Below are 17,205 nucleotides of genomic sequence, written 5' to 3'. Positions count from 1 at the left end.
ACCAGCGACAATAAAAGCAAATGAGCAACTTTTTATGTCAGAGCATGTTTGCTCTGTCGGTGCAAAGGATGGAGGGGCAGGAAGGTGGTCCTTAGTATTCCTTTTTTTATCGGCCTCTTGCTATTCTTTGAGGAAAGGCGGCACCATCTTGACTTAACTAAGCATTGCAAAAGCCACTAATGGTGTAATATTTGAATCTTAAGCAGCCGAAGTGACAGAAGCATCAGGCAGATCGGTAGTCTGATGTATATGAACGATATTTAGGCCAAAAATTCATGGAATCATAGAGTTTATAATGTTGGAAATATTTGATGCAGTTTTTCTAAAAATCTTTAACAGAGGCTTTTTTTCAACTAGCCCTACAATCTCCGCTGTAATTTGAGCAAAAAGTAATATAAAGGCTACTATTGTTAAAGCTCCCCATAGGATTGAATGTGAAAAAATGATTGCACTTAATCCTGAAAAAGTTGCGATTACATAAATGACTATAACCGTTGCTCTATGACTTAGACCAATTTCCATTAGGCGATGGTGTAAATGTGATTTGTCGGGCGAAAAAATCTTTTTCCCTTTATATAACCTTCGTATGATGGCAAATATTGTATCTAATAATGGGAATGCAAGGATGATTATTGGGAGGAATAAACTAAAAAAAGTTATACTCTTATACAAACCTAATATGGAGATAGTTGAAATAGAGTATCCTAAGAATAAGGCGCCAGTATCTCCTAAAAATATTTTAGCAGGATGAAAATTAAAAATAAGAAAACCTAAACTACTTCCAATTAATATTAAAGTTAAAGCGGTTATTAAATACTGGCCACTAGTCATTGATAAAATGCAAATTGTCATAAGCGCTATTAATGAAACTCCTGTTGCTAAACCATCTAGACCATCAATTAAATTAATGGCATTTGTAATTCCGACTATCCAAAAGATAGCAATTACATAACCAAAAACCCCCAGAGAAATTTTATCCATCCAAAACGGGAGGTTAATATACTCAATGTTAAATCCCCAAAAAACTACTAGGCAAGCAGCAAAAATCTGCCCAATTAGCTTGTACTGCGGTTTGAGCGAGTACTTATCATCTAATAACCCAGTGATTACGATGACTATTCCTCCTAAGGCAATAGGAATAATCATCGTGACTAATTGGTTGAGATACAATAATCCAGATATTGTTCCAATAAAGATGGCTAAACCTCCAATTCGTGGGATTGGAGATTGATGAATTTTTCTACCGTTAGGTATATCTAAAAAATTGTATTTTTCCGCCATACTAATCACGAAAGGTGTAATAATTATTGATACCGCAAAAGAAATAATGAATGCAATAAAGTAATCAATATATGTATACATATTTCACCTCTGATTAATAAAAAGATAATATTATTATGCTCTGCAAATGCAAATAAGAACATCATATTTTTTTCCAAGTTCTTAAAATTGGGGATTATCATCGAGAATCGTTTTTTTAGTAATTGGATTGATTTTAGAGTTACATTTTAGATTATTTTTGCATTAAGACAATTATTCTTTTAACACTAAGATATTGAAGAAAATGCTATTTGTGACTGAAACGGGATTATATCAAAAACAAATAGTGACTTAATTTTTCTGTGAATGAACATAAAAAACCACATTAGAAAAGTGAATTCTAAGGTGGTTGCTTGATAGTGCCTCTGGCCTTTATAGTTGTGATGAAGAATCACAATAAAGTAATTAATAAGTCATTGCTTTTTTAGCTTGATTTCCCCATAATTTATTAATTGATCTTTTACTTATTTTAACATCCTTTTGTCCTGTCAAGCAATCATTATAATAATAATTATTTTTATCAAATCTAGTTAGTACAAATGCATGGACGGAAAATCCATGTATTGGTGAACCCCAAATTACGATTGAGGTATTGTTTAATAAATAACTTTCTAGTGTTGCATTACTTTTCCCCGTAAGATTCACAGCATTAACTGCATGTTTAGTTATTAAGCTTGTTAAGGCAGGTGCATGAATAGTCCATCCTGATTTGGCTAGTCAATATAGTAATTATTGAGCATTATTCCTTGAAAAGTGCAAGGAATTTTCCTAAAAGCATAAACTGAAGCATTTAAATGTGTCACTTGGTAAAAGAATTAAAATCAATAGATAGATTGGAGACAATCGTTTACACATAAGGTCAATATAGACAGATGCTGAATCAGGTATTAGATACCGTGAATGTTTCACGGAGTATTATTGGCGATCATAAAAGATAAAAGACTCTTTTTTATAATAATAAAGACATCTATTAGTTACTGACAAAAGTTTTTATTTTTGCATCAGGAATATATTTCAGTGGTTAAATTACAACTAAATTGATTGGAATAATCAATTTAAAATATCACCATCTGTAGGGGCAGTCTTTTATTATCATATAAGCCTTTGAAAACATATTTTACGGATGCTTAAACCATACTAAAGCAAACGTATAAAATTTATTTCAAGGGTGGTTTTTTGGTGCCAACTATTTTATCTGTAACATTTACGGAGAATAACATGAGTGAAACAGTACGTTGGGCAAATGAAAGAATAGAAAAGTCCTTCTCCACTTTCATTGTAACGGCAAACCCAGAAATCGTAATGAAAGCAAGGAAATTTCCTGATTTTTATAAAGTTATCAGTTCTGCCGATTTGATTACGCCGGATGGAATAGGGATTGTCTATGCTTCCAAAATATTAGGTCAGTCATTGAAAGAACGGGTGGCTGGATATGATTTGCTGCACTCCTTGCTTGAGTATAGGGAAATTCAGGGTATACCTACTAAGGTTTTTTTGCTTGGCAGCAAGACAGAGGTTGTTGAAGCTGCTAGTATGAAACTTGAAAGCCTGTATAGGAAAGTAAGTATAATGGGTACTCACCACGGGTATTTCGAAAAGGACTCAGAAGAGGAAATCTCTATTTTGGAGCAAATTTCCCGTGAGAAACCCGACCTTTTGCTAGTTGGTTTAGGTAGTCCGAAACAAGAAGAGTTTATACATAGGTTTAAAAATGAGTGCGGGGCAACCGTAATGATTGGAGTGGGTGGTTGCTTTGATATTTTATCCGGACGTATCCAAAGGGCTCCTGCTTTATTCCGAAAGTGTGGTTTAGAATGGTTTTACCGTTTGCTATGTGAACCATCGAGAATCAAGAGACAAATAATACTCCCTGTTTTTGCGTTTCTTGTAATTAAGGAGAGAATGCTGCGTGGTAAGGAAGCACCAGAATACAAATTGACAGAGTAACTAAGTTAAGATTTCTTAATTTTGGGGACTGCTATAAAATCGGTTAGCAACCCCTTAAGGTTTAGTATAAACCTCCTGCTTTTTTTGCTGGTAATAAAAACGTCATGGTGGAGGGATGCTTAATTGTCAATAGTATCTTCTTTACAGTAACTATCTTTTAAAGTTTGAAATGCGATGGTCAGCATTATCGATGAATTTGAAACTCCCGCCCTAATAAACATAAAGGATAAAAATATTGCAACTTTAAATAGTTAAAGACGAACTGGTTAAATTTAACCAGTTCTTTTTTTAATGGAGGAAAATTCTTTCTACGACTTTACGTGTTGAATCCCCTTTCTCCAAAGAACAAAATTTTTCATAAAATGAATCAAATGTTGGGGGTAGTTGAAAACCGGCTGCATCAATTTTTTTAACTGTTTTAATCAGTTCTATCGTTGTCCTTACAAGGGGACCAGGGGATTCATGTTCAAAATTAAAGTAAAAACCACGAAGGTGATCCCGATACTGATCGATATCGTATACATAGAAAATCATTGGCCGTCGTAAATTTCCGTAATCAAATAAGACGGAGGAATAATCAGTGACTAGGATATCAGCCATTAAATATAACTCACGGATGTCTTCGTGATTTGTGAAATCGTAAGCAAAACCCTGGTAGGGCTTTAAATCTAGATATTCTGATACTAAATAGTGTAGACGAAAAAGTATGACATAATCTTCTCCCAATTCCTTTCTTAGTAAATCAAGATCCAAATTAAGATCAAAACGAAATTTGCCTTTTGTATTATATTGATCATCTCGCCATGTAGGAGCATAGAGTATTACCTTTTTTTGTAATGGGATTCCGAAATTAGCTGCCAACTTTTTTATTTTCTTCTCATTATTGTGAGTGCAAATAAAATCATTCCGTGGATAACCAGTCTCTAATATTTCCTTATCAAATTGAAAGGCTCTTCGAAAAATGTCTGTTGAATATGGATTAGGAGAAATCAGGTAATCCCATTTCTTTGCTTCCTTTATGAAATTTTTCTTGTATTTTTCAGCCGTTGTTCCTGGCATATGAACTTCAAGCATGTCTGCTGCCAAGCGTTTTAAAGGCGTTCCATGCCAAGTTTGCAAATAAGTGGTATGTTTTAGTTTTGGTATCCACAAGGGAAACCTACTGTTTGTCACCCAAAAATGGGCCCGAGCCATGATAAAAAACCACTTCATTGAAAATCTTGGGATGCAAATAAGGTTTTTGTCTTCAAAATGTTGACGGTACTTTTTGTCAATACTCCAATATAATTTGTAAGGATAATTTTGATTTTGTAAATACTCAAAAATAGCACGCGGATTGTCGCTATACTGTTTTCCGAGAAAACTTTCAAAAACCACTATTTTATTATTTAAAGGGGGCATCCTAAACCAGTTTAAAGTCTTTTTGTAGATTGTTCTTACCAGAGAGTGTCTTTTAAAAGAAAATGGCTTGTTTTTAATTGAAAGTAAAGCGTCTAACAGAATCATAGCTGTAAAACACACCCTATCCGACGTTTATAAAGCAAAGCTGGTCTGGGAAAACCTAGCTGTATGTATAACCAGTCATCATGAGATTTCATTGAATCTAAAAGAAAATATTACGCAAGTAATTTTTTCTTTTCAAAATTTTCTACAAGTTAGTATTGCCGCAATGATAAAAATATACCAAACAAAAAACCTGCTCATTCATGAGGGAATGGTAATTAACTTTATCAGTAAAAGGCAGTCCTTATTGGCATATATATCGTTGTCCGAAGATTTTATTATCACATCGTATAAAGTTTTCGATAGTTAATTATTTGAATTTCTGAATAAAAACTTGCTTTCACTTCTATAATTACTAAAGATATGTTTATTTTTTCCCTTAAAAGGAGGTTGTACGTATGGTAAAGGTATTGACCTATGGTACGTTTGATTTACTTCATTTGGGGCATATAAATTTACTGAAACGTGCAAGGGCATTAGGGGATTATTTGATGGTTGGGCTTTCCACTGACGAATTTAATCAAGGGAAAAATAAACAAGCCTATCATAGCTATGAAAATCGAAAAATGATTTTAGAATCGATAAGCTTTGTAGATGAGGTCATTCCTGAATACTCTTGGGAACAGAAAATTGCGGATGTCAAAAAGCACAATATTGATCTTTTTGTCATGGGGGATGATTGGGAAGGACATTTCGATTTTCTCAAACCTTACTGCAAAGTCATCTATCTGCCAAGGACAATGGGTATATCTACTTCAAAAATCAAAAAGGATTTGAAGGTGGCAGAAAATGGTTAGGGAGCTAGCCATTTTTCTTTTTATTCTTTTATTTAAGTTTGTGTTTTTTCTTTTTAATTTGTTGCCTCTCAAAGATAAGGTCACATTTGTGGTAAGTTTTGGAGATAATAGTAAATATGTTATTGATGAGATAAAGCGGGAAAACATCCGTGTTCAAATAGCCGTACTTTGTACAGGAAAGACCCTGAATATTTTTAGAGAGTATAAGGATATTCATCTGATACCGTTTGAACCGAGCAAGATTCTTCGATTGTCCTGGTTTCAATCCGTTTATCATATGGCAACATCACGATATATTTTAGTGGACAATTATTATGGTTTTCTTGCTGCAGTCAACTTTAAAAAGAAAGTCGAATGTATTCAATTATGGCATGCCTCAGGTGCATTGAAGAAGTTTGGGCTTGAGGAAGAATCAATAAAATATAGAGGCCCTAAAGCAAAGCGACGTTTTTTACAAGTTTACAGCAAATTTCATAAAGTGGTGGTAGGGTCAGATGTGATGGCCTCCATTTTTATCAAGTCCTTCAACCTTAAAAAAGAGCAAATTTTAACTACAGGTTTCCCCCGGACAGATTTCTTTTTTAATGAAGAATTAATACAACATGCAAGGCAATCAATAGCGTCTCAACACCCAGAAATCAATGGTAAAAAGGTAATCCTTTATGCCCCTACATATCGGGTCCATGAACTAAACCATTTTATACTTCAACTTGATATTGGAAAAATGGTTAAAAACTTAGGCAACGACTATATCCTATTTCTGCGGTTACATCCTGCAATTCAGAACTCGGTCAACTTTTCCATGCAATACCCAGATTTTATAGTTGATGTTTCATCAAATCGATATGATGTAAATGAACTTCTAGTAGTTGCTGACTACCTGATTACAGATTATTCATCTATTCCATTTGAATTTTCACTTATGCAAAAGCCAATTATTTTTTTCACATATGATTTGGAGAAATACAAATGTTCACAAGGGGTAGTAGAGGGATTTGAATATAACCTGCCTGGTCCAATTGTTAGAGATACGGATTCGATTATAAAATTAATACATACCAATCATTTTGATCTTGAGATGATTAACGACTACTCAAAAATTTGGAATAAGTATTCAAAAGGCCATTCAAGCTACAATTTAGTTCAATATATGTCTTTTAGAAAGAAACATATTTAAAAGGCTCCTTAAAGCCACCTCATGCTTTGAAAAGAAAAATTCTAGATGCATTATTTTTATAATGCTTATTTTTGGCAAAAATGGATATTAAACAAGATTTTTATTTGTTTTAAGGAAGGACAAACTTTATTATGAAGTCTCTAATAACAATTATAAGGGAGCAGATTAGTTCCTTCTACCTTATTTTGAGGCTCTCTGCCTTTGAAATGAAAAGTGAAAATAACAATAATTATTTGGGAAGACTTTGGGAAATCTTAAATCCGGTGATTCAACTTGCTATTTATTGGTTAGTGTTCGGTCTTGGTATTCGCGGAGGACAAAAGATCATAATGGAAAATGGAGCCAAGGTTCCTTTTTTTATTTGGATGGTAACGGGGATGGTTGTTTGGTTTTTTGTGAATCCCGCTATTTCTAAATCCTCAAAATCAATTTATTCCAGGATTCATTTAATTTCCAAAATGAGCTTTCCTATGAGTACGATTCCCTCTTTTGTCATAATGGCTAATTTCTATACACATTTAATGCTACTTGCGGTTGTATTGATTTTTTTACAATTTTCCAGCTTTAGGGTATCTGTGTATTATATCCAGCTGCCTTATTTCATGCTGGCAACTTTAATCTTTTTGTTGGCACTTGCACTTATAACATCAACTCTTACTACAATTGTCCGTGATATACAACAAATTGTTCAGTCGGTATTAAGAATGATGTTATATTTAACGCCGCTTATCTGGCATGCAAATAACGTGATCATTAGGGGAGTGGATATAACATTTCTGTTTAAGCTCAACCCACTGTATTACATTGTAGAGGGATATAGGGCGTCATTACTGGGTACGGCATGGTATGCAGTTGAAAACTCCCAATATACTCTATATTTTTGGTTATTGATTCTCGTTATGATGGTCCTAGGTTCAACTTTACATTTGAAATTCAGAAATCATTTTGTCGATTTCTTATAAAATGGATGTGAAAACAATGTCTGAAACGGTTGTTGTTCAAAACGTCTATAAAAAATATAAAATGTACAAATCAACGAAAGAAAAGCTACTGGATGTTATTTTACCACAGGGTTGCGGGGAAGATTTTTACGCTCTTCAAGCAATTTCGTTTACGGCAAATAAAGGTGACGTCATCGGGCTTATAGGCATGAATGGTTCAGGGAAATCAACTCTATCCAATATCATAGGGGGTGTCATTCCTCCTTCATCCGGGACCGTAAAGACAGTTGGGCAAACCTCAATAATTGCCATCTCATCTGGATTGAATAATCAATTAACAGGCAGAGAAAATATTGAATTAAAGTGCTTAATGCTCGGATTCAAGAAAAAAGAAATTCAGGAAATGGAAGAAGAAATTATTGAATTTGCCGATATCGGAAAATTTACTGATCAGCCGGTTAAAATGTACTCTAGCGGCATGAAATCACGGCTTGGATTTGCTATCTCCGTTACCGTTAACCCTGATATTCTTATCATTGATGAGGCACTTTCAGTAGGGGATCATGTATTTGCTCAAAAGTCCAAAGATAAGATGTTTGAGTTTAAAGAAAAAGGTAAAACCATTTTCTTTGTCAGCCATTCAATGGGACAGGTTAAAGAATTCTGCGATAAAGCTATTTGGCTAGAGTTTGGAGAAATAAAAGCTTACGGTCCAGTAAATGAAGTAATTCCGGATTATGAACATTTCTTGAAGAAGCACAAGGCGATGACAAAAGAAGAACAGAAAGAGTACCGACAAGAAATCATGAAGAAGCAAAAAGGCATTGCTGTTATAGGGTAATGTACATATTATAGTGGACATTTTTTAATAAGGCGGATTTGTTATTCAACATCAGCTCGAGCCGCTTTTTAGTAAACACTTAAAAATAGGCAATCCCTTCGTATGTGAAGAAGGTTATTTTTGCATTATTTCCTATCACGAGTCTACTCCTTATTATGCTAGGCAGTCTGTTTATCTAATTAATTTCTAAATGATTATGCTGTATTAGTGCAACTCGTTCATAATTCTCCCTCTTTCGCACATACTACCTACTGTATTCCAGCATCAAAAGGGGTTGCAACGAAGATGAACAGGAAGGTCTTAAAACGAAGGATAAAATTCGTGATAGATCCAATAACGGATTATGTGTTCCGGGGAAGTCAGCGGCGGGTTCAGCAGTATGCGAGGTTTTATAAAACTTGCGGAGTGAAGAAAAAGACGATTCTTTACGAAAGTCGTGATGGCAACAGTATGACTGATAGCCCTTACGCGATGTTTAAATATATGGTTGGGAATCCGGAGTTTCGTCATTATATGCATATTTGGTCGATTCAAGATTTTAAAGCTGTCTCTAGTGCCATATCTAAATATCAAAACTACTATAATGTAAAATTTGTAAAGCGGAACTCCAAGGAATATCTCAAATATTTGGCGACTTGTGAATACCTAATTAATAACTCGACGTTTCAAAATTTCGTCATTCCGAAAAAAGAGCAAATATACATAAATACATGGCATGGAACTCCATTAAAATTAATGGGTTATGATATCCCAGGAAATCCTGTTCACTCACAAAATGTTGTGAGAAATTTCTTGAGCACAGATTATATATTAAGTCCTAACGCTCATACGACGAAAATATTCACTGACAGTTATAAATTGAATGGTTTATACCCGGGGACAATTATTGAAGAAGGTTATCCACGGATTGATTTAACGTTGAATACGGATCCCGATGAAATGAAACAACGATTACGCTCATATGGTTTGAGTATTGATGATCAAAAGCAAAATATATTGTACGCGCCAACGTGGAAGGGAACGAATGTCGCGAAGGTTAATAATGATGTGCATCACATCGTTGCTGATATGAATGATTTGGAGTTTAAAATGGGGCACAAATACAATATTTTAGTAAAGGTTCATCCTTATCTATATAAAGAGGCGTCAAAGCATTCTGCCCTTCGAAATCGACTTGTTCCAGATTTCGTTGATACGAATGAATTGCTTTCGATGGTGGATTTGTTGGTTACCGATTATTCCAGCATCTTTTTCGATTTTCTTGTAACGGATAAGCCGATTCTGTTTTACACATGGGATCTTGATGTGTATAACGAGGAAAGAGGGCAATATTTAAAGAACGATGAACTCCCAGGGCCCTTGCTCTTCAACGCGATTGAGCTCGTCGAGGCGATTCGCGGTATTGAAAACGTACAAACCTCCTATCGCAAAAAATATCAAGAAATGAAAAGTAGATTTACTAATCATGACGATGGCAATGTTACAGAAAGAATCGTGAACTATATTTTTAAAAACTATGGTAAAAAATTTAATACCATCACTAATCTTGATTCTACAAAGGAAAAAATCTTGATTTACCCAGGTGGAATGAGGAATAACGGGATCACCTCTTCCTTTATTAACTTAACGAATAATATTGATTACGATACATATGATGTCAGTTGTTTTCTACCAGCTTCTAGTGACGAAGAATTTTTGAGGAATATTGAAAAAATCAATAAACATGTCCGCTTGCTTTTTAAAGGTGGCGCTCCAGTTTACAATATCGCGGAGCATTATCGAGACAAATTCATTCATAACCGTGGTAGGAATGGGTTTTTAGCCAAAAAAATATTCCCAGAGTATATTTTTCTGAGGGAACATCAACGGTTATTTGGTAAATCAAAGTTTGATTATTGCATTGACTTTAGCGGCTACAGTCTGTATTGGGCCAAATATTTAATGGTTGCTGATGCAAAAAAGAAATTATGCTTTTTGCATTCGGATATGCTTTCGGATAGTGAAAAAGTCGTCAATGGTAAAAGACCGCACCGCATTAATTTACGCGGGCTCTTTTCGGTCTATGATCAGTTTGATAAGCTCGTCAGTGTTTCTGAAGGGACGATGGAAGTGAACAAAGCGAACTTGTCAAAATATGCAGCTGAGGAAAAATTTGATTACGTATTAAATTCTATTAACCCAACGAGGATTTTACAAAATGAAATAGAGGAAAAAATAGAAGATGAGGCACCTCGTGTAGAACATTTCAGAGCACGAGCGGTGATAAAAGGGGAGTGGGCTTGGAATCTGCCTCCTTTTAATGAAGGTGCTAAAGAGTTTAAGTTAGAACTAGATTTAAAAAACGCTGAAGTATTAATAACGAGAAAAGCGGATTCGTATTATAAATTTAGTCATAACAACCAAGTGATTGGTTGGATTAGCGCTGATGCAGTGGAATTACTTCCAGACAGTATTTTAAGCGAAAAAGAAGTTCGTAAAATAGCTAAGCTAGCGAATCCAAAAGGGAATCAAATATGGTCCATGCCATATAAAGTTCCTGGAGCGGAGAAAATTTCCGGAAGTGCGGATTATAAGGATGTAATCGTTGATATTGAAAAAGAAGTGGAAACTCCGCGTGGTATGTATAGCAGGATTTCCATTAATGGGACGGTACTCGGTTGGATCAGCAATTCCGCTTTTCACGTGTATGATGGGGATATTCTAAAAGGAAAGTTATTAAAAACAAGAAATTATCAATGGAAAAAGAATGTAATAAAAAATATTGCAAATCGAACGTTAAGTGAAGTAAAAGTTATCAATCCAGTCTATGCAAAAATTGTAAATCCAGGCAATCGCCTTATTTACACTCACGCTTATCCCCATTGGAATGCAAAAGAAATTGCACCGGCAAAATGGTTGGAAGACGAGATCGTCACAATAAAAGCAGTAATCAAAACAAGGTATGGACATAGCTTTTTATTTTATCATGATGGTAAAAAAATTGGCTGGCTTGATTCTAAAGCCTTTGAAATATTAAAGGAAGCTATCGTAATCAAAGAAGTCGAGGTATCAAAAAAGGTCGTATTGGAGTTAGGTGAAAAGTATTCTGTATGGACAAAGCCATATGGTCAGAAAGTAGAAGTTGATAATGAACTCGAAGGCAGTATTGTAAACATTGATAAAGAAGCAACGACTTTACGAGGGACATATTCACACATTCCTTCGCTAGGCTGGGTAAATCAAAAGGCATTGCGTATTCTTGGCATGGAAGTGGACGGTCAATTCGTTCTCGAACCTAGCAGCAAAAATATTAATTTTGCCACAATGGGGAGACTTTCGCCTGAAAAAGGGCAGGATAATTTGATTAAAGCATTCGGAAGATTTCATAAAACTCATCCTAATAGTATGCTTTATATTATAGGTGAAGGTGCCTTAAAAAAGCAGCTCAAAACTTTAATACAGGAACTAAACCTAAATCATTGCGTGTTCCTCCTAGGCCAACTTGAAAATCCCTTCCCTTTCTTGAAAAAATGCGATTGCTTTGTCCTTTCGTCCCATTATGAGGGACAGCCCATGGTCTTGCTGGAGGCGATGACGCTCGGAATGAATATAGTCGCAACAGACATTATTGCAAATCGGACAGTACTCGAGGATGGGAAATACGGCTTATTGGTGGAGAATAGTATTCAAGGTTTGGAAGAAGGATTACATCAGATAGCAAATAAAGAACAAAGCTTTCGTCCAGAAGCATTTGACTATAAATACTACAACGAAATGGCGATGGAATCGTTTTACCGTCCATTGCGATAAAAAGGGCGTCCAAAGACGCTCCTTTTTCATGTAGAAATTAAGGAAACACTGTTGAATATTGGAAAACTCTAGTCTATCATTATAGTAGTAATTCTTTCCTATTACGAAATATCTTCATTAAGAAAATTTACAAGAAAGAGGTAGACACGTGAAGAAATTATTCAATTTTAAAAGCTTGAAAACAAAAATTTTATTCGGATTTTCTTGTGTTATTTTATTGTTTATTGTTTTTGGACTATATAACTTTTTAACTGTTAAAAATGTGAATAATGATACAAAAAATATTCTTGATAAAGAGCTTAAAATATTAATCATAGATGACCAATTGTCAGCAAATATGGCAAATCGAGTCTCGCTTTTACGAGGTTTTTTATTATTTGAAAATGATGATTACAGGGACCAGTTTTATGCTTTAACAGAGCAAGCGATATTAGATCAAAAAAGGGCAATAGACTTAGGAGCTTCTGATGAGTTTAAACAACTTGTCCAACGTACGATGGCTTGGCAAGAAGATATCGAAACGAATGTGTTTGCCTTATATGATAAAGGACAAAAATCGCTAGCCAATAGAAATCATGTAGCTGCGACAAAAGAAGCAGAGAGTATCATCGAAGAATATGAAAAACTTGCTATAAATAGGGAACATATCATTCAACAACAGGGGAAAGATATCATATCCAATGGAGAAAATACATTATATATAGTATCTATTTTTATTATTTTAGTGATTATCGTTAGCATTGCTACTGCCCTGATCACTTCAAACTTTATTACCCGTCCAATTAAGAAAGTAATGGAGCGAATGAAGTTAATAGCAAGCGGAGATCTAAGCCAAAGTTCACTAGAAACGAAATCGCGTGATGAAATTGCACAACTGGTTGTTGCGACAAATGAAATGAATGGAAGAATACGAGAATTGGTAAGTGAGATCAATACGGTTTCTGAAAACATCACGAGTCAGAGCGAAGAAATGATGCAATCTGCAAACGAGGTTAATTCAGGTTCGCAGCAAATTGCAGCTACAATGGAAGAACTCGCAACGGGCACAGAGGCGCAAGCTTCAAACGCGAGTGAATTGGCTGCTATCATGGTGACATTCTCCACGACGGTACATGAAGCGAATGAAAATGGCGAACGCGTTCAGCGAGCTTCAACGGACGTATTGGGAATGACAAATGAAGGCAGCCAATTAATGGAAACTTCTAGCCAGCAAATGGAAAAAATCGATCAGATTGTTCAGGATGCTGTTCATAAGGTAAAAGGCTTAGACGAAAAATCTCAGGAAATCTCTAAATTAGTTTCTGTTATCCAAGATATTGCCGATCAAACTAATTTACTAGCGTTAAATGCTGCCATTGAAGCAGCTAGAGCGGGTGAACAAGGACGCGGATTTGCGGTCGTTGCTGATGAAGTAAGGAAACTCGCGGAACAAGTTTCGAATTCCGTAGCAGATATTACGGGTATCGTAGCAGGCATACAAAATGAATCCAGCATTGTAACTGACTCCTTGCAGGCAGGGTATAAAGAAGTAGCCCAAGGCACAAATCAGATTGAATCAACAAAAGAAACCTTTGAAAAAATCAGTTCTGCCGTTACAGAAATGGTAGAGAATATAAAAACGGTATCCGATAATATCATGCACATTTCCTCTAACAGCGAAAAAATGCAAAATTCTATTACGGAAATTGCAGCAATCTCTGAAGAATCCGCTGCAGGAGCAGAAGAGACGTCCGCTTCTTCTGAAGAGATTAGTAGTTCGATGGAAGAAGTCGCAAATAATTCAGCAGATCTTGCTAAGTTAGCAGAGAATTTAAATGGATTGATTAATAGGTTTAAGCTTTAATTAGATAAGGATCCAGTCCCCAAAATGGGAAAGGATCCTTTTATATTGTTTTAGAAAAGGTCTAAAGCTCTGTATTATGCAAAGGAGGAAGAAATTTCAAGTATTTGTTCAACTTATAATGCAATTATTTCAACGATATTCGACATAATTCGGCAATTTTACCAAATATATGAAGATTTTTGTTGAATTTTGGAAGTCAACATTGTATGATATAAAAGTATTAGGTAATTAATCATATAAACGTAATCAGAAAAAAGGCAAACTATTTGAAAAAATAGGACGCAAAGCCAAGGGTCTAAGGTTTAATTCGAAAAAACTATGATTGCCTGGCTGCCAAATAGTTAACTGTTTCATATGTGAAATAGTTTTTTGGCTATTCTTTGTTTTAAGAATAGCCTTTTTGTATGCAAAGAGGAGGTAAACAACGGACAATATTCATTAATATTTAAACTATTTAATTATTACTTGTAAAGTAGACAATAAAATTTGGACTCACTTAGTTTAACAGTTTAAAAAAAGACCACATTTAAAAAGATCTATGTAAGTGATAAGTAATTTGTTTGAAAACATAAAAAGGATTGGTTTGTGAAAACATTCACAATAAAAAACTTGAAAAGAAGCTTTAATGTAATCTTATACGAAACGAGGAAGAACATGAAAAATTTGTTTAATTTTAAAAGCTTAAAAATGAAAATATTAGTTGGCTTTTCTCTTGTGATCTTGCTGTTCATTGCCTTTGGTGTGTATATCTACATATCAGTCAATAAAGTCAATAAGGATACTGAAAATATGGTAAGTAAAGATCTTCAAATATTGATTGCAGATGAACAATTGGAAACCAGAATGGCCAACAGTATAGGCTTGGCGCGAGGTTATGTCCTATTTGGTTATAATGATTATAAAGATAGATTTATAGATGAAATAAAAAAAGCAGAGCACTATGAAAAGATGGCGAAAGAATTAGGTGCTTCAGCTGAATTTAAGGAACTTATTCAGCGAACTTCCAAATGGAGAGAGCATGTTATAAAGGATGTTTTTAATGAGTATGACAAGGGCAATAAGGAGCAAGCTATATTAAATCTCGCAATCTCGACAAATGAAGCTCGTGATATCATGGATCGTTTTGAAAAAATAGCAACAGATAGAGAAGCCTTAATTCAAAAGCATGGAAAAAGCATTATGAAAAGTGGCAACGAGACATTGTACGTAGCTTTAATTTCGATTATTTTAGTCATAATTGTTAGTATAGCGGCAGCGCTCATCACTTCTACTATCATTACTACCCCTATTAAAAAGGTAATGGAGCGAATGAAGTTGATTTCAAGTGCGAATCTCAGCCAGGAGCCATTAAGAACGAAATCACGGGACGAAATTGCCCAGCTTGTTATCTCTACAAATGAAATGAGTAAAAAATTACGTGATTTGATCAGTGAAATCAGCTACGTGTCTGAATCCATTACAGGACAGAGTGAAGAATTAACTCAATCGGCAAATGAGGTCAATGCCGGTTCTCAACAAATATCCGCTACTATGCAAGAATTGGCTACCGGAACAGAAACACAAGCCACGAGTGCAGGTGAATTGGCTTCTATTATGGTATCTTTTTCCGCTACAGTCCAAGAGGCTAACGACAATGGAGAACGTATACAGCAGGCTTCCGATAATGTATTACAAATGACAAATGAAGGCAGCCAATTAATGGAAGCTTCTAGTCAGCAAATGGCGAAAATTGATCAAATCGTTCATGATGCGGTGGATAAGGTAAAAGGTTTAGACGAAAAATCTCAAGAGATTTCTAAGCTGGTTTCTGTTATTCAAGAGATTGCAGACCAAACGAATTTACTTGCATTGAATGCAGCGATTGAAGCGGCTAGAGCAGGGGAACAAGGTAGAGGCTTTGCAGTAGTGGCAGATGAAGTTCGAAAACTGGCAGAACAAGTATCCGCGTCTGTATCGGATATTACTGCCATCGTAAATGGCATCCAAAATGAATCTGGTATAGTTACAGAATCCCTTGAAGAAGGATATAAAGAAGTTGCACAAGGAACGAGGCAAATTGAAGGAACGCAGGAAACCTTTGACGGAATCAGTCTTGCTGTATCAGAAATGACGAATAATATTAAGATTGTCTCCAAAAATATCTCAAGCATTGCTGAGAGTAGTAAAAAAATGGACGAATCCATAACAGAAATTGCGGCAATTTCCGAAGAATCTGCTGCTGGAGTGGAACAAACTTCTGCTTCATCCGAGCAAATCAGCAGTTCTATGGAGGAAGTAGCAAATAGTTCTAATGATCTAGCTAAATTAGCTGAAAACCTAAATGGCCTGGTCAGTCGATTTGTTCTGTAATAATTACAATTATAGCAAAGCATGAAGGATATACAGGAGATGTCATAAATGAGCAACATTGAAATAAATAAAGAAATAAATTTGTTACACAAGAGGGTTCCGACGATTGAAAAAAAACTGACACAATCAGTAAGGGTATATGATCATATACCCTCTAATCTTATTTTTGGAAGCAACCACATTCCCTATCTAATTATATTAGATTTTAAATCGAATATAGATTTACGTAGAGTAGTTGATTCCTATAAAGATGATAATGTAATTATTACGGTACGGCTATCGGACTCTGAGGGGGAATATCTGCCCGAACTATTTAAAATTAACTTACATGGTTATTTACTAAAGGGAATGAAGACTAGTGAGTTAATATATGCTTTTAACCTTATGTTGAAAGGAAATCAATATATTCATCCTAAATTAGTCCCTACCTTATTTCAGCAAAGAAAAAAAATATCCAATATATTATCGAACAGACCTGCAAAATTATTAACAAATCGGCAATGGGATATATTGGAGTTAATTGTAAAAGGTCATAAGAATCAAAGCATAGCTAAACACTTAAATATTAAGGAAAAAACAGTGAAAAATCATATAAGTACAATGTTTATAAAGTTAAATGTAAGTGATAGAACAAACGCTGTCTTATATGCAATTAAAAATCAGTGGTTTTCTTTGTAATTAGGTTATTAGGTTATGAA

11 protein-coding genes and 1 riboswitch are annotated in these 17,205 nt (G+C 34.9%); of the genes, 9 read left to right on the top strand and 2 right to left on the bottom strand.

Annotated elements, in window-relative coordinates:
- Positions 1 to 273: 273 nt before the first annotated feature.
- Complete coding sequence (locus tag KHA97_RS11695; protein WP_213124918.1) at positions 274 to 1,362, bottom strand: glycosyltransferase family 4 protein; 1,089 nt, start codon at positions 1,360 to 1,362, stop codon at positions 274 to 276.
- 1,137 nt (positions 1,363 to 2,499) lie between these two features.
- On the opposite strand from KHA97_RS11695, the gene KHA97_RS11690 reads away from it, so the two are divergent.
- Positions 2,500 to 3,267, top strand: a complete 768-nt coding sequence (locus tag KHA97_RS11690) for a WecB/TagA/CpsF family glycosyltransferase (protein ID WP_213124917.1) — start codon at positions 2,500 to 2,502, stop codon at positions 3,265 to 3,267.
- 288 nt (positions 3,268 to 3,555) lie between these two features.
- On the opposite strand, the gene KHA97_RS11685 is transcribed toward KHA97_RS11690, so the two are convergent.
- Positions 3,556 to 4,668, bottom strand: coding sequence for a CDP-glycerol glycerophosphotransferase family protein (locus KHA97_RS11685; RefSeq protein WP_233713452.1), 1,113 nt, complete (start codon positions 4,666 to 4,668; stop codon positions 3,556 to 3,558).
- A 500-nt stretch (positions 4,669 to 5,168) separates the two neighbouring features.
- Between KHA97_RS11685 and tagD the strand changes: the two genes are divergently transcribed.
- The 8 genes from tagD to KHA97_RS11645 all read left to right on the top strand — a co-directional run bounded on the left by tagD (position 5,169) and on the right by KHA97_RS11645 (position 17,185).
- On the top strand, positions 5,169 to 5,567 hold the full coding sequence (tagD, locus tag KHA97_RS11680; protein ID WP_213124915.1) for a glycerol-3-phosphate cytidylyltransferase: 399 nt from the start codon (positions 5,169 to 5,171) through the stop codon (positions 5,565 to 5,567).
- Positions 5,560 to 6,744 carry a CDP-glycerol glycerophosphotransferase family protein gene (locus KHA97_RS11675; protein WP_213124914.1) on the top strand — a complete coding sequence of 395 codons (1,185 nt, stop codon included), beginning with the start codon at positions 5,560 to 5,562 and terminating at the stop codon, positions 6,742 to 6,744. Before tagD ends, KHA97_RS11675 begins: the two co-directional genes overlap by 8 nt.
- A gap of 131 nt (positions 6,745 to 6,875) precedes the next feature.
- Positions 6,876 to 7,706: an ABC transporter permease gene (locus KHA97_RS11670; RefSeq protein ID WP_213124913.1), complete on the top strand. Its 831-nt coding sequence runs from the start codon at positions 6,876 to 6,878 to the stop codon at positions 7,704 to 7,706.
- Positions 7,707 to 7,722: 16 nt separating this feature from the next.
- A complete protein-coding gene (gene tagH, locus KHA97_RS11665) occupies positions 7,723 to 8,526 on the top strand; it encodes a teichoic acids export ABC transporter ATP-binding subunit TagH (protein ID WP_213124912.1) in 804 nt (267 codons plus the stop codon).
- Positions 8,527 to 8,811: 285 nt separating this feature from the next.
- The gene (locus KHA97_RS11660; protein ID WP_213124911.1) at positions 8,812 to 12,315 is read left to right on the top strand and encodes a CDP-glycerol glycerophosphotransferase family protein; all 3,504 of its coding nucleotides are present in this window, start codon (positions 8,812 to 8,814) and stop codon (positions 12,313 to 12,315) included.
- 148 nt (positions 12,316 to 12,463) lie between these two features.
- Complete coding sequence (locus tag KHA97_RS11655; RefSeq protein ID WP_213124910.1) at positions 12,464 to 14,158, top strand: methyl-accepting chemotaxis protein; 1,695 nt, start codon at positions 12,464 to 12,466, stop codon at positions 14,156 to 14,158.
- 246 nt (positions 14,159 to 14,404) lie between these two features.
- A riboswitch (cyclic di-GMP riboswitch) is annotated at positions 14,405 to 14,496 on the top strand.
- Between the two features lie 316 nt (positions 14,497 to 14,812).
- Positions 14,813 to 16,507 (top strand): methyl-accepting chemotaxis protein, encoded by a 1,695-nt coding sequence (locus KHA97_RS11650; RefSeq protein WP_213124909.1) that lies wholly within the window; start codon positions 14,813 to 14,815, stop codon positions 16,505 to 16,507.
- A gap of 48 nt (positions 16,508 to 16,555) precedes the next feature.
- Positions 16,556 to 17,185 (top strand): response regulator transcription factor, encoded by a 630-nt coding sequence (locus KHA97_RS11645; RefSeq protein ID WP_213124908.1) that lies wholly within the window; start codon positions 16,556 to 16,558, stop codon positions 17,183 to 17,185.
- Positions 17,186 to 17,205: the final 20 nt, after the last annotated feature.

The organism is Lederbergia citri, assembly GCF_018343625.1.
GTDB lineage: Bacteria > Bacillota > Bacilli > Bacillales > Bacillaceae_C > Lederbergia > Lederbergia citri.
This window is presented reverse-complemented; position numbering and strand designations above follow the sequence as displayed.